Source organism: Flavobacterium sp. (assembly GCF_013822155.1).
Lineage (GTDB): Bacteria > Bacteroidota > Bacteroidia > Flavobacteriales > Flavobacteriaceae > Flavobacterium.
The window spans coordinates 1-14,511 of record NZ_PNJW01000040.1 but is presented as its reverse complement, the minus strand read 5'-3'; the positions used below and the strand labels follow the sequence as shown (position 1 = coordinate 14,511).

At 32.4% G+C, this 14,511-nt stretch carries 12 protein-coding genes; 6 read left to right on the top strand and 6 right to left on the bottom strand.

Annotated elements, in window-relative coordinates; genetic code table 11:
- The first annotated feature begins 15 nt into the window (after positions 1–15).
- A complete protein-coding gene (locus tag C0512_RS10445) occupies positions 16–1,269 on the top strand; it encodes a DEAD/DEAH box helicase (protein ID WP_290861295.1) in 1,254 nt (417 codons plus the stop codon).
- Here C0512_RS10445 and C0512_RS10440 read toward each other — a convergent pair.
- From C0512_RS10440 to C0512_RS10415, 6 genes are all read right to left on the bottom strand, one after another.
- Complete coding sequence (locus C0512_RS10440) at positions 1,266–3,455, bottom strand: response regulator (RefSeq protein WP_290861293.1); 2,190 nt, start codon at positions 3,453–3,455, stop codon at positions 1,266–1,268. The two genes, C0512_RS10445 and C0512_RS10440, sit on opposite strands and share 4 nt — an antisense overlap.
- Positions 3,456–3,525: 70 nt before the next feature.
- Positions 3,526–5,220: an energy-dependent translational throttle protein EttA gene (ettA, locus tag C0512_RS10435; protein WP_290861291.1), complete on the bottom strand. Its 1,695-nt coding sequence runs from the start codon at positions 5,218–5,220 to the stop codon at positions 3,526–3,528.
- 128 nt (positions 5,221–5,348) lie between these two features.
- Positions 5,349–6,368, bottom strand: coding sequence for a hydrogenase expression/formation protein HypE (gene hypE, locus C0512_RS10430; RefSeq protein WP_290861289.1), 1,020 nt, complete (start codon positions 6,366–6,368; stop codon positions 5,349–5,351).
- Between the two features lie 12 nt (positions 6,369–6,380).
- Entirely contained in the window at positions 6,381–6,617 is a 237-nt protein-coding gene (locus tag C0512_RS10425) for a HypC/HybG/HupF family hydrogenase formation chaperone (RefSeq protein WP_290861287.1), read from the bottom strand.
- A 2-nt stretch (positions 6,618–6,619) separates the two neighbouring features.
- Complete coding sequence (hypB, locus tag C0512_RS10420) at positions 6,620–7,489, bottom strand: hydrogenase nickel incorporation protein HypB (protein WP_290861285.1); 870 nt, start codon at positions 7,487–7,489, stop codon at positions 6,620–6,622.
- Between the two features lie 8 nt (positions 7,490–7,497).
- Positions 7,498–7,839 (bottom strand): hydrogenase maturation nickel metallochaperone HypA, encoded by a 342-nt coding sequence (locus tag C0512_RS10415; protein ID WP_290861283.1) that lies wholly within the window; start codon positions 7,837–7,839, stop codon positions 7,498–7,500.
- Positions 7,840–8,031: 192 nt separating this feature from the next.
- Here C0512_RS10415 and C0512_RS10410 point away from each other — a divergent pair, with 192 nt between their 5' ends.
- The 5 genes from C0512_RS10410 to hypF form a co-directional block, all read left to right on the top strand.
- The gene (locus tag C0512_RS10410) at positions 8,032–9,156 is read left to right on the top strand and encodes a hydrogenase small subunit (RefSeq protein WP_290861281.1); all 1,125 of its coding nucleotides are present in this window, start codon (positions 8,032–8,034) and stop codon (positions 9,154–9,156) included.
- Positions 9,157–9,173: 17 nt separating this feature from the next.
- Positions 9,174–10,910, top strand: a complete 1,737-nt coding sequence (locus tag C0512_RS10405; protein WP_290861279.1) for a nickel-dependent hydrogenase large subunit — start codon at positions 9,174–9,176, stop codon at positions 10,908–10,910.
- 17 nt (positions 10,911–10,927) lie between these two features.
- Entirely contained in the window at positions 10,928–11,650 is a 723-nt protein-coding gene (cybH, locus tag C0512_RS10400; RefSeq protein WP_290861277.1) for a Ni/Fe-hydrogenase, b-type cytochrome subunit, read from the top strand.
- An 88-nt stretch (positions 11,651–11,738) separates the two neighbouring features.
- Positions 11,739–12,251: a hydrogenase maturation protease gene (locus tag C0512_RS10395; protein ID WP_290861275.1), complete on the top strand. Its 513-nt coding sequence runs from the start codon at positions 11,739–11,741 to the stop codon at positions 12,249–12,251.
- A gap of 7 nt (positions 12,252–12,258) precedes the next feature.
- Positions 12,259–14,511 (top strand): carbamoyltransferase HypF (gene hypF, locus C0512_RS10390; protein ID WP_290861273.1); only part of this gene is annotated, 2,253 nt, incomplete at its 3' end.

The window sequence follows — 14,511 nt, the reverse complement described above, 5'->3', positions numbered from 1 at the left end:
CGGCAAATAATTTTTATGACATTTCAAGACTTAAACCTATTACAAAATATACAACATGCTCTTTCTGATGAAGGTTATACTACCCCTACTCCTATTCAGCAACAAGCAATTCCAATCATATTAGAAGGAACTGATTTAGTAGGTTGTGCTCAAACAGGGACCGGAAAAACGGCTGCTTTTGCCATCCCAATTTTAAATACACTGCACAGAATTGTTGGTTCTGCTCAAAAAAGAAAAAACATCAGAACATTGGTTGTCACCCCTACCCGTGAATTAGCCATTCAAATTGGAGAAAGTTTTGATACCTATGGTAAATATACCAATGTTAGACAAATCACCATTTTTGGTGGAGTCAGCCAAGTTCCTCAAGTAGATCAATTGAAAAAAGGTGTAGATATTTTAATAGCTACCCCGGGTCGATTATTAGACCTTCACAAACAAGGTTTTATTGATTTAGACCATTTGCATTATTTAGTCTTAGATGAGGCTGATTTAATGTTAGATATGGGCTTTATTAATGATGTAAAAAAAATCATCAAATTAACACCTTCCAATAGACAAACACTTTTGTTTTCAGCAACAATGCCCATTGCCATTCGAGAGATTGCGGATAGTTATTTGACAAAACCAAAATATGTTTCGGTAACTCCTATCTCATCAACGGCAGAAACGGTAGAACAAAAAATCTATTTTGTAGGTAAAGAAGACAAAAGAAAATTACTTTATCATTTAATCCGAAATGAAAATTTGAACAATCTTTTAGTATTTACCAGAACAAAGCATGGTGCAGACAATGTGGTAAAAGCTCTTAAGAAAAACGGGGTAAATGCGGAGGCTATTCATGGTGATAAATCGCAAACAGCAAGGCAACGTGTTTTGGAAAGTTTTAAAAACAAAGAAATTTCAGTATTAGTAGCTACCGATATTGCTGCTCGAGGAATTGACATTGAAAGTTTACCATATGTTTTAAATTTTGATTTACCGAATATTCCTGAAACTTATGTTCACCGTATCGGTAGAACCGGTCGTGCCGGAAATGGAGGGATTTCAATTTCCTTTTGTGGAAAAGATGAAGAACCCTATTGGAAAGACATTCAAAAGTTGGTTAAAGTAAATGTCAAAGTAATTAAAGATCATCCATATCCTTGGAATACCGATGAAGAAAATGCTGTTATAGAGCCTGAAAAGAAAGATTACAGAAATGTAACAAAACAATCGCCTTCACGAAAATCCGATGCTTCAAAAAAGAATAAAAAACGTTGGTATTAAGATGTTTTTTTAACCAAAGTTTCGATACAGTGAATTAGTTTTGCCTGTTCAAAAGGTTTAACTAATACATCATTCATTCCGGAAGAAATTGCTTCCTCTGAAATTTCATCTTTAGCAAAAGCCGTTAAAGCAATAATAGGAATTGTTATTCCTTTTTTTCTAATTAATCGAGTAGTATCAAACCCATTGATGAGCGGCATATTGATGTCCATCAAAACAACATCGAATGACTCCTTATTTAATGCTTCAATCGCAGCATAACCATCATCAACGATTATTGTTTTGAAATTGTTTTTCTCCATAATTTTTCGTGTGACCATTTGATTAATTTTGTTGTCTTCCACCACCAAAACTTTGTAGACCTGATCGGTTGACAAATCAACTTGAATATTGTTGATGATTTCATTTACTTTAGTAATATCCGAATCAAATCCAATGGTAAATGTAAATTTGGTTCCTTGACCTTCTTTACTTTCAACTGAAATTTCACTACCAAATAAGGTTATTAATTTTTTTACTATGGAAAGACCTAAGCCTGCTCCTTGATAATCATCTTCTTTTCTGTCAATTTGAACAAACTTGTCAAATATTTTGCCTAGATCTTTTTCAGCGATACCCATTCCGGTATCTTCAACAACAAAATTGACAAAACAAATTGATTTTTCATTTCTTTCTAAATTAACAATAATACGGACTTCCCCATCTTGCGTAAATTTTAATCCATTACTGACTAAATTCATTAAAATTTGTGAAAGGCGGAGTTTGTCACCAACTAAATATTCCGGGATTTTCGAATCAATTTGAATGACAATCTTATTATTATTTCGAGAAGCAATAAAGGAAAGTGAATTAGAAACCATTTTTATTTCATCTGCAATATTCATGGTTAAATTTTCTAAAACAATTTTATTTTCTTCAATTTTATTGATTTGAAGTAAATCATTTACTAACGATAACAGATAACGAGCAGAGAATTTCAAAGAATTCAAATGAGGACTGTCAGCCAATTCTTTATGTTCATCAGAAAGCATGTTCGTTATTCCCACAACTCCATAAAGTGGCGTACGCAATTCATGACTAATCGTAGAAATAAATTGAGTCTTTAGTTTTGAAGCTTCTTCCGCTTTTTCTTTAGCAATTTTTAATTCTATGTTTTTATCTTCTAAATAATCATTTACCTTTTTTCTAAAAATGTTATTCCGATATAAAACATAAAGAACTAACATGAGCAACAGTAAGAAAACCAAAACCAAGATTACTATGATTTTTGTCTTTTTTAAATTTTCAGTCTGTAAATTTTTTTCTTTTGCAATTTTTTGGATTTCTTTTTTAGATTCATCCAATTCTATTTTTAAAGCAACTATTTGGGTGTTTTTTACTTTTTCTGAATTAAAAACACGGTCTTTTACTTCTTCATGATTATCTAAATTCAGGTAGGCATTTTTATAGTCACCAATAGCAAACAAATGATTCGCATACTGTTCATACGCATCCGATAAATAGCTGTCTAAATTATTTTTTTTACCAAGCTTAATCGCTTCATTGAAATAAAAACCTGCCTTATCATTATCGTTTAAGTAATTAAATTTGATGCCTAATAATAAATTCAGATACGTTTCTGTATCCGGATATCGCATGTGCTCAATATACTTTTCAGCATAATTGAGATTTTCAATGGCTTGAGTATTTTTTTTCTTTTGAAATAAAGCCCAAGATTTATTCATCTTAGTCAAAACGATTGCACCGGTGTCTTTTATTTGTTGAGAATAAGCCAACGATTTGTCATAATATTCAAGGCCTTTATCAATTTGATTTTTTCGGTACAAATAAATATTACCTATATTATTATAAAACCAAATTTTGAGTGTATCATTTCCTGCTTTATCAGTGTGAAAAATTGCTTTTTTATAATAAGCCAATGCCTTATCTTCTTCTAAAATCTCTTCATAGGTGCCGGCAATAGAATTATAAGCCAACGAAATTAATTTATTATCGTTTAATTCAAGAGCATGATTCAAAGCTTTATAAGAAAGGGAAAGAGACTGTTTATAATTTGATTTAAACATCAAACTATCTGATTTTGCTAACAACGAAAAAACTTCTTTTTTTGTTAGTTTATCCTTTTGAGAGAAAGTACTCTGAAAAGTAAATAAGAACAATAGTATAGGTAGAATTTTTTGGGACATTCTAAAAATTATTTAATCAAATATAAATATTTTAAATAAAAAAATCCTGATTACTCAGGATTTTTATTGTCTAGTTTCTCACTAGCTTTTTATACTTAATTCGTTTAGGAGTTAAGTCACCGCCTAAACGTTTTTTCTTGTTTTCTTCATATTCTGAGAAACTTCCCTCGAAGAAATACACTTGCGAATCGCCTTCAAATGCTAAAATGTGTGTACAAACCCTGTCTAAAAACCAACGGTCGTGTGAAATAATCACCGCACAACCGGCAAAATTTTCCAAACCTTCTTCCAAAGCTCGTAGGGTATTAATGTCCAAATCATTCGTTGGCTCATCTAATAGCAATACGTTTCCTTCTTCCTTTAAAGTGATGGCTAAATGCAAACGGTTGCGTTCTCCTCCTGAAAGTGTGGCCACTTTTTTGTTTTGATCACTACCGCCAAAATTAAAACGACTCAAATAGGCACGTGAGTTGACTTGTCGACCCCCCATCATGATTAATTCCTGTCCGTCGCAAAAGTTTTCCCATATCGATTTCTCCGGGTCAATGTTGGAATGGGATTGATCTACATAGGCAATCTTAACGGTATCGCCGGTTACAAACGTTCCTTTGTCCGGAGTTTCTTCTCCCATAATCATCTTGAAAATAGTGGTTTTACCGGCTCCATTTGGACCAATAATACCCACAATTCCGGCCTGAGGTAAGGTGAAATTCAAATCTTCATATAATAATTTATCACCAAATGCTTTCGAAACACCTTTGGCATCAATCACATTAGTTCCCAAACGCGGTCCGTTTGGAATATATAATTCTAATTTTTCATCCAATTCTTTTTGATCTTCATTCAGCAACTTGTCATAGTTTTGCAAACGTGCTTTTTGTTTGGTTTGACGACCTTTAGCACCTTGACGAACCCAATCTAACTCTCGTTCTAATGTTTTTCTGCGTTTGGAAGCTACTTTTTCTTCCAACTCCATTCGTTTTGATTTTTGATCTAACCAAGAGGAATAATTACCTTTCCAAGGAATTCCTTCTCCTCTATCTAACTCTAAAATCCAACCCGCTACATTGTCAAGGAAATATCTATCGTGCGTTACCGCAATAACAGTTCCGGGATATTGTTGCAAATGTTGCTCCAACCAAAGTACCGATTCAGCATCTAAGTGGTTGGTAGGCTCATCTAACAATAAAACATCAGGTTGTTGCAATAATAAACGGCACAAGGCAACTCTTCTTTTTTCACCACCGGATAATACTTTTATAGGTGTATCCGAATCCGGTGTGCGAAGTGCGTCCATTGCCACTTCTAATTTGTTATCAATTTCCCAAGCACCAGCAGCATCAATTCTGTCTTGCAATTCTGCTTGACGGTCCATCAGTTTTTGCATTTTGTCGGCATCTTCATATACCTCAGGCAAACCGAACATATCGTTGATTTTATTGAATTCATCCAATAAAGCGATGGTTTCTGCAGCACCTTCTCTAACAATTTCAATCACCGTTTTGGTTTCATCCAATTGGGGTTCTTGTTCCAAATAACCCACTTTATAGCCCGGTGCAAAAACCAAATCACCTTGAAAATTTTTATCGATTCCAGCGATGATTTTTAATAATGAAGATTTTCCGGAACCATTCAAACCTAAAATACCAATTTTTGCTCCGTAAAAGAAACTCAAATAGATATCTTTTAAAACTTGTTTATTTGTGCTAGAGTAAGTTTTACTTACTTTAGACATTGAAAATATTACTTTTTTATCGTCTGCCATTGTATTTATTAATTTCTATTAACTTTATATTTAAACCTGCAAATTTATCAAATAAATCAGGTCAACAAAGATAGTTTTAATAAAATGGAATACAAAAGAAGAATTTTGAAATTACTTTTGAAATTGAATTAACAAATCCTAGGTAACTGTTCGCCAATTAAAGGATTAACCACTCTTTTTCCTCCAAAAGCACTTTCCATAATAATTTTAGAGGGATGTTCATGAGTAACTTTACCTACTATAGAGGCATTTATATTGATGTTCTTTAAAATTTCAAGCACTTCTATTTTAATTTCATCGGCAACAATACAAACAAAAAGACCTTCATTGGCAACATATAAAGGGTCAAGACCCAATAATTCACAAGCACTTTTTACTTGATTTTCCACATGAATATTTTCATCTAAAAGATCTATTCCTAATTTACTGTCGGTTGCTATTTCATGTAATACAGAGGCCAATCCACCACGAGTAGCATCGCGAAGAAAATGAATTTTATGACCATATTTTTCTATCAATTCTAATACACTATAATTTAGGTTTGTTGTATCACTTACAATATCGCTTTCAAATTGCAATCCTTCCCGTTCAGACATGATTGCCATTCCATGCGAAGCAATTGGACCATTAATAAGTATAGCATCATTAGGTTGAATATTTTTTATCTTGATATCAGCTAGTTCATGCACTACCCCTATTCCGGAAGTATTAATATAAATTTTATCTCCTTTTCCCCTTTCAACAACTTTTGTATCGCCAGTAACTATTAATATACCCGCTTTGTCTGCTGTTGTTCGGATAGATTTAACTATTTCAGTAAATTCATTTAAACTCAAACCTTCTTCAATAATAAATGACAAAGAAAGATATCTTGGAATAGCTCCACACATTGCAAGATCATTTACTGTTCCATTGACTGCCAATTCACCAATATTACCACCTTTAAAAAAAATGGGCGTAATAACATAACTATCTGTTGAAAAAGCCAAATTACCATTCATTTTTATAAATGCTCCATCGTGCCTAACATCCAAAATATCATTTTTAAGGTATTTAAAAATAACATCGTTCAACAGTTTAGTCATGTGCTCACCTCCACTGCCATGATGCAAATGAATTGATTGAGAAATTTCTATATTATTAGTCATATCAATTCTAATTTAAATTTCTTCACCCATTTCTTTCAATACATCCATGGTTCGTTTGGCTTCAATTTCATCGATAATGCCAATTGCTGCTCCAACATGCACTAATAAATAATCTCCAATTTTTGCTTCAGGTACAAGCGTTAAATTTACTTCTTTAATGATACCATCAAATGAAACTTCTCCAATTCTAAAAGTTTCATCAAGTTGAGTAGTAATTTTTTCTAATTTTCCGGGAACAGCTAAACACATAATTATTTATTTACAGATTGGGTTAAATAGGCATACCATGATTTCATTCCTTCACCGGTTGTAGCAGAAACTTCGAAAAATTCTAAATAAGGATTTACTTTTCGAGCATATTCTTTTAGCTTTTCTAAATCAAATTTTAAATAAGGTAATAAATCAATTTTATTGATAATACAAACTTGCGAACCATAAAACATATCCGGATATTTTAAAGGTTTATCTTCCCCTTCAGTAACAGAAATTATCACAATTCTTTTTGATTCGCCTAAATCAAACATGGCCGGGCAAACTAAATTACCTACATTTTCAATCATCATAATTGAGTTTTGTACCGGTTTTAATTCTTTCACCGCCTTAGCAATCATTTCACTATCAAGATGGCAACCTTTTCCCGTGTTGATTTGAATAACAGGCACATTTAGTTTGTGAATTCTATCAGCATCATTTGTTGTTTGTTGGTCTCCTTCAATTACAAAAAAATCGATTTTTTCTTTTAAATCAGCTATTGTTTTTTCCAATAATGATGTTTTTCCCGAACCGGGTGAACTTACTAAATTTATTGTAAAAATATTCAATGCTTCAAAAAAACCACGATTCCTTTCTGCTGTCAGTTGGTTTTTATGTAAAATATCTTTTTCTAATTGCACTACACTTATTTCATGCGAATGCTCGTGGTCATGCTCATGATCATGGTTATGATGATGGTTTTCATGAGTATGATTATGGTCGTGTTCATGGTTGTGATGAAGAAATTCATTATCATGGTGGTGGTGATGAATGCCCTGTTCATGCATGTGCATGTGTTCATGGTTTTCACCCATTTTAGTAAATTTTATTTCATTTTCATCTGAACTGCATCCGCAAGTGGTACACATATAACTTCTTATTTTATGATTAATTTTTTAATTTTCAATTCTTTACCTGACAAAATTTCTTTAAATGGACTATTACATTTCGGACAGTTGTCAAATATTTTTTCAACTGAAAATACTTCTCCACATTCTATACATTTCGCTTTACCCACTGTTTCATCAATAAATAAAGTTGCAAATTCTAAAACACTTTTATGAATACATTGAGGCCATATAAAATGAAAAGAATCCATTTCAACTCCTGAAAGTTTGCCTATCTCTAAATAAATTTCTACAACACGTATACCGTTTATTTTTTCAACTTCTTGCTGAGCGGTTTTTACAATAGAAGTGACTACTGATAATTCATGCATTTCTTTAGTATTCTTTAAAATAAAACAAACTTATTTGAACCAATAAAATTCAGAATACAAAAAAAATAAACATATGATAAATATCATATTATGATAAATATAACAATAATAAATTTGATAGGTTTAAATTTTCGTAAATACTTTTCAATCATTTTGTTAATTCTATAAATTAATGATATAAAACTAAATCGTATGGAACAGAAAAAAGTAATTAATGAAACCTATTATAGCAGTATCCAACGACAAGGCTATGATAGGAGAGAGTTCTTAAAATTTGTTGCTTATATTGGAGCTTATATGGGCGTACAAAGTTCCGCAATTGGACAAATAGCTAAAGCGTTAGAAAAAACACCTAGGCTACCTGTTATTTGGGAACATTTTCAAGAATGTACATGTTGTAGTGAATCATTTATTCGGTCTGACCATCCTATTGTAGCCGATATCATTTTAGATAAAATATCATTAGATTATACGTTAACCTTGATGGCTGCTTCCGGTCATCAAGCCGAAGCCGCTAAAAAAGCAACAATGGAAAAATACAAAGGTGAATATATTCTTTGTGTGGAAGGTTCCGTTCCGCTTGGAGATGATGGTAATTATTGTTGTATCGGCGGAAGAAGTGCAATTGATATTTTAAAAGAATCAGCTGCTGGAGCAAAAGCTATTATTGCTTGGGGAAGTTGTGCAACTACAGGTTGTGTTCAAGCAGCAAAACCAAATCCAACCGGAGCAGTACCAATTCATAAAATAATTACTGACAAACCTATCATCAATGTGCCTGGCTGTCCCCCTATTGGAGAAGTAATGGCTGGAATTATTGTGCATGTGGTTGCTTTTGGAAAACTACCTGAATTAGATAGTGCCGGTCGCCCAAAAGCATTTTATTCTAAACGAGTTCATGACAGTTGCTATAGAAGACCTTATTTTGATGCTGGTTTATTTGCAGAAAACTTTGATGATGAAAATGCAAAAAAAGGCTATTGCTTATATAAAGTTGGATGTAAAGGACCAAGTACCTATAATGCCTGTGGTAACATGAAATGGAATGGAGGCGTAAGCTATCCTATTCAATCCGGACATGGTTGCTTAGGCTGTAGTGCTCAAGATTTTTGGGATGCAGGAAGTTTCTATTCAAGAGATTTAGCTGTAGGCGGAAATAGTGAATTAAATGCCGATACGCTTGGAAAAGTTGCTCTTGGAGTGGTTGGAGTCGGTATTGCTACACATGCAATTCTTTCAAATGTTACCAAACGTAACGAATTGAAACAACGCATTGGTGATGGAACAGAAACCGAGAAACAATTAGAAGATTTATAATTCAAAAAAGATAAAAAATGTCAGAAAGAATAGTTGTAGATCCTATTACAAGGATAGAAGGACACCTAAGAGCCGAAGTTGAAATCTCTGATGGTACTATAAAAGAAGCGTTCTTATCTTCGACGATGGTCAGAGGTTTAGAAAATATTGTGAAAGGTAGAAATCCTAAAGATGTTTGGGCGTTTGTGCAAAGAACTTGTGGAGTTTGTACTGCTACTCATGCCACCACTTCAGTGCGAGCAGTTGAAGATGCTTTAGGTATTGTTGTTCCCCCTAATGCTGAAATGGTTCGAAATATTATGTTGGGATCTTTGTATATCCATGACCACGTGGTGCATTTTTACCATCTACATGCTTTTGATTGGGTTGATGTGGTGAGTGGTTTAAGTGCAGACCCTGTTAAAACATCTCAATTAGCACAATCCATTTCAAACTGGCCAAAAAGTTCTCCAGGTTATTTTTCCGATTTACAAAAAAGATTGAAAAAATTTGTAGAAAGTGGTCAATTAGGAATATTTGCCAATGGATATTGGGGACATCCCGCTATGAAATTACCACCAGAAGCTAATTTAATGGCAACAGCTCATTATTTAGAAGCTCTAGAATGGCAAAAAGAAATTGTAAAAGTACATGCAATTTTTGGAGGTAAAAATCCACACCCTAATTACTTAGTTGGAGGAATGGCTTGTTCAATCAATTTAGATGATGCCAGTGGTTTAAATGCTGAACGTTTAGCCTTTGTCAGACAATTATTAGAAGACGGTAAAAAATTCGTAGAACAAGTATATATACCGGATGTAATTGCTATTGCAGGATTTTATAAAGACTGGGGAGCAATAGGTGGTTTCCATAATTTTATGACTTTTGGTGATTTCCCAATGCAAGGATATAATAATACCAACCGCGATACTTTTAAATTTCCATCAGGAGTAATTTTAAATAAAGACCTTTCAAAAGTGCTTGATTTAGATTTAAGAAACTTAAAAACAGTAGAAGAATACGTGAATAATTCATGGTATGATTATGAAGGAGATGGCAATAAAGGAAGACAACCATGGAGTGGTGAAACTAAAATTAATTATACCGGTCCAAAACCTCCTTACACACATCTCGATGTAAGTCAAAAATACAGCTATATCAAAACACCAAGATGGAAAGGGCAAGCCATGGAAGTTGGTCCACTTGCCAGAATGTTAGTTGGCTATGCATTAGGTCGTGAAGAGTATAAAGAAATTGTAGATGCAACTTTATCTAAATTAGAAGTTCCGGCAGCTGCCCTATTCTCTACTTTAGGAAGAACTGCAGCAAGAGCTTTAGAAACACAATTAGTAGCCAATTGGAATTTAGAATTTTTTGACAATTTGATTGATAATATCAAAAAAGGAGATACTAAAATGGCTAACATGGAAAAATGGGAAACTTCAACTTGGCCAAAAGAGGCACAAGGCGTTGGAATGGTTGAAGCTCCAAGAGGTGCATTAAGTCATTGGATTGTTATTAAAGATGCTAAAGTGGCCAATTATCAACAAGTAGTGCCTTCTACATGGAATGCTTCCCCTAGAGATCCAAAAGGACAACGCTCGCCTTATGAAGCAACGTTATTAAATACTCCTGTTGCCGATCCGGAATTACCATTGGAAATTATACGAACTATTCACTCTTTTGACCCCTGTATAGCTTGTGCAGTTCACTTGTATGATGAAAAAGGAGAAATCATTAAAGAAGTCAATGACATTACTACTTGCACCGTTTAACTTTAAATTAAGTTTTTATGTCAACAAATTCAGTTACATTTAAAAGAGCTTACATTTGGCAATTACCAATTAGAATATTTCATTGGACAAATGCCTTGGCAATAACGGTATTGATTATAACAGGTTTCATTATTGCAAATCCTCCCGGGCTAATTTCTGTCAATGAGGCATCTCAACAATATTGGTTTGGTTATGTTCGTCAAATTCATTTTATGAGTGCTTATTTAATGGTGGCGGTTTTAATACTACGTGTCTATTTTGCCTTTAAAGGAAACAAATATGCAAATTGGAGAGTCTATTTTCCTTTCAAAAAGGCAGGATTAAACAGAATGTGGCATGTTGTTAAACATGATGTTTTTCTTCAAAATGAGAAAGTATATAATTTTAGAAACATAAGTATAGGACATAATAGTGTTGCTGCACTCTCCTATTTTGTAATGTTCATATTGGCAATTGTAATGATTTTTACCGGTTTTGGGTTATATGCACCTACATCTTCATGGTTTCTACCTCGAATGTTTGAATGGGTTCCTGAATTTTTAGGAGGTGATTTAAACACCCGTTTCATTCATCATTTTGCCATGTGGGGATTCATATTATTTTCTGTCATTCATGTTTACTTAGTTTTTTATCATGATTGGCTTGAAGGACGTGGAGAATCATCTGCCATGATTAGTGGATACAAATTTGTGCGTTCAGAAAGGTTATTAAAGGAAGAGGAATTAAATAAACAAAAATAACAAACAGATTAACTACCTTAGAATTCCCTGTATAGCAGGGAATTTTTTTCTAAAACAAACCTTTTAACTACAAACTTTAATAATAAAAATGAATAAAGAAGCTGTTATGACACATCAAATAGACGAATTTCATTCCAATGGAAATGATATTTTAGTTCTCGGAATCGGAAACTATCTAATGGGTGATGAAGGTGTAGGTGTTCATTTTATCAACAGAATTGACTCCTCAAAATTTCCTAATAAAATCTCATTTATAGATGGCGGAACAGGTGGTTTTACATTGATTCCATATATTGAAAATCATAGAAAAGTTATTATTGTAGATGCTACCATGGATGGCAAAGAAGATGGAACAATAACGTTGTTAAAACCAAAATTTTCAAAAGATTTTCCAATAGCATTAAGCGGACATAATTTTGGACTGAAAGACATGGTCGAAATTTTAACCCTATTTGAAACCATGCCTGAAATCTATTTATTTACCATTACAATTTCTAAAATGGAACCCATGTTTATGGAGCTTTCACCAAAAGTAGATGCGGCCATTGAAAATGTTACTGAAAAAATTATTCAATTGACTTTAGAACTTAAAAATAATTAAATTTCAATTGGAAACTACCTATCAAATAGCAATTGCCGGAAGAGTACAAGGAGTTGGTTTTCGACCTTTTATCTATCGATTAGCCAATCAATTAAACTTGAATGGATTTGTTTCCAATGATGAATTAGGTGTAATTATAATTGTTCAAGGAAATCAGGAAAAAATTATAAGTTTTTATCAAGAAATTGAAAAACAAAAACCTAAAAGTGCTCAAATTTATTCAAGTAAACTAATAGAATTAATAGAAGAAAAAAAATATAATTCCTTTATAATTAAACCTACTGAAGATAACATTACCATTAATTTACCGCTTACACCAGAATTTGCACTATGCAAAAATTGCAAAACAGAAATTTTAAATCCGTTAAATCCACGCTATTTTTATCCGTTTACAACCTGTACAGAATGCGGCCCTCGCTATTCCATCACAAAAAGATTTCCATTTGAAAGAGAAAACACTAGTATGAATGAGTTTCAAATGTGTGAAAATTGTTTACACGAATATGAAAATCCATCGGATATTCGTTTTCATTCACAAACAAATTCTTGCCCGAAATGTGGTATTCAAATAAAACTTACAGATAATGAGGATAATAGTATGCATGGAAATAACAAACAACTTTTTGAGCAATTGTGTGAAAAATTAGCTCAAGGATTAATTGTTGCTGTCAAAAACACTGCGGGTTATTTATTACTTTGTGATGCCACAAATAAAAAAACAGTCCAAGCCTTAAGAATTAGAAAAAAACGACCCACCAAACCATTTGCCGTTTTATTTCCCAATTTTGAACAAATTGATACATATCTAGTGTGTAGCAAAATTGAAAAAGAACAGCTTAATTCAATAGAATCACCAATTGTAATTTTAAATATAAAAAACCAATTAGATTTAGCACAAAATGATATTTCGCCAAATTTAGATACTATTGGTGCGATGTTGCCTAATTCAGGAACATTGTTTTTACTTTCAACTTTATACAATAAACCACTAATAGCTACAAGTGGAAATTTTCATGGTTCACCCATTTGTGCAACTGAAGAAGAGGCAAAAGCAATACTTAAACCAATTGCTGATTATTTTTTTCACAATACAATTGAAATTCAACATCCTCAAGATGATTCTGTCGTGAAATTTTCTGCTAAAAATCAACAAAAAATAATTTTAAGACGATCAAGAGGATTTGCACCGAATATTCTATTAAATTATCAGAAATCAACAAACCAAAAGCTACTTAGCTTAGGTGGCGATTTAAAAAACACAATATCTATTATGCCAAACAATTACTGTTATACAAGTGAATATATAGGTGATTTAAGCAATTATGAAACGTACAATCGATTTATAAAAACAATCAATAATTATAAAACACTTTTTGATTTTAATCCGGATATAATTCTTTGCGATAAACATCCTAACTATGAAAGCAATAAAGCTGTTATAGAAATAATTACTGAAAATAAAAAAGTTGAAATAGTAAAAATTCAACATCACGAAGCTCATTTTGCTGCCATTTTAGGTGAAAAAGAGCTATGGAAAAACAAAGAAAAAATATTGGGAGTTATTTGGGACGGAATTGGTTTTGGTACTGAAAATGAAATATTTGGAGGTGAATTTTTTGAATTTTACGCTAAAAAAATAACTAGAATTGGTCATTTAGAATATTTCTCTTGGGTTTTAGCAGATAAAATGTCTGGAAATCCAAAAATTGCCGCTTTATCAATAAGCGAGAATGCAACTTATTTTCATAACTATTTTGATTCAAATGAACTCACAATTTATACAAAACTTATTGAAAAAGCAACAATAAAAACTTCTTCAATGGGCAGATTTTTTGATGCCGTTGCTTTTGTATTAGGATTTGAAAAGCCTATTTCTTTTGAAGGTGAAGCAGGAATGTATATAGAAAATTTAGCTCAAAAAGAATTTAATAAACAAGACTTTAAACTTCAAGACTATTTGAAAAATGAGAAAATAACAAACCAAGTACCTACTAAAAAATTGCTGTTAAAAATTGTAAATGAAGTTGAATGTAATGTGACTATTTCTCGTATTGCATTAAATTTCCATTACACTTTGGTAAAGTGCATCGAAAAAATCGCTATATTTTCAAATGTAAAAGAAATAGCTTTTAGTGGTGGTGTTTTTCAAAACTCTGTACTTGTCGATTTACTAATCAACACATTGCAATCAAAATATAAATTGTACTTTCATGAAATACTTTCTCCAAATGACGAAAATATTTCAGTTGGTCAATTGGAA